General features: G+C 34.8%; 1 protein-coding gene. It reads right to left on the bottom strand.

Annotation, left to right across the window (positions count from 1 at the left end):
• Positions 1-60: 60 nt before the first annotated feature.
• Positions 61-670, bottom strand: a 610-nt coding sequence (locus tag ACRCJ0_RS17945; protein WP_431391497.1) for a PucR family transcriptional regulator, incomplete at its 5' end; no start/stop codon positions are given.

Genomic DNA, 670 nt, shown 5'->3' with positions numbered 1-670 from the left:
ACATTATTCTACCAAAAGAATTGACTAGGACCTACGAATAAATAGGAATTTTTTTGGGATTTAGCGATGGGCATTTGGTTTAATTTTGTATCCTAGATAAACCAGCAAAACAAACAAATCAATAATGTTTCTGGGATTCAATTGGGTATGTCGATGAATTTTTTCTAAACGATAATTCACGGTATTTCGGTGAATGAATAATTCTTCACTAGTTGCCGTTGTATCTAGGTTATGTTTGATGAAAATAGCCAAAGTTGCCACTAGTTCATCATCTAATTGGTCTACCCGCTCAAACAATACCTCATCTTTTTTGAATATTTCTGGATTGAATAAATAAAATGGATGATCCTTTACAAAAATAGGTTGGTTAGTCTCAAGCTGAAGCAAAGAGAAATAGGTCAGCGTTTGCTGGATATTCGTAAGCATTTCAGCAAAATTTCGCCCGCTTTCAACCCAAACGGAACCCTGTATTTGGTCCTCAATTTGTTTGCGACTAACGGCATTAGTGTTGAGTAGAACTAATGTATAATTTTGGTAATTAAATGTGGTTACGTTTAAGAGTTTAGCTAGACGCATCAAATGTTTGGCTTCTTTAGATAGCACAACCGTCACTGATTGCGTTAAATCGATATGATATTTATCACTTGCTAGTTTCCTAATATCTTCCTCA

The sequence above is a fragment of the Aerococcus sp. L_32 genome (assembly GCF_050689315.1).
This window is presented reverse-complemented; position numbering and strand designations above follow the sequence as displayed.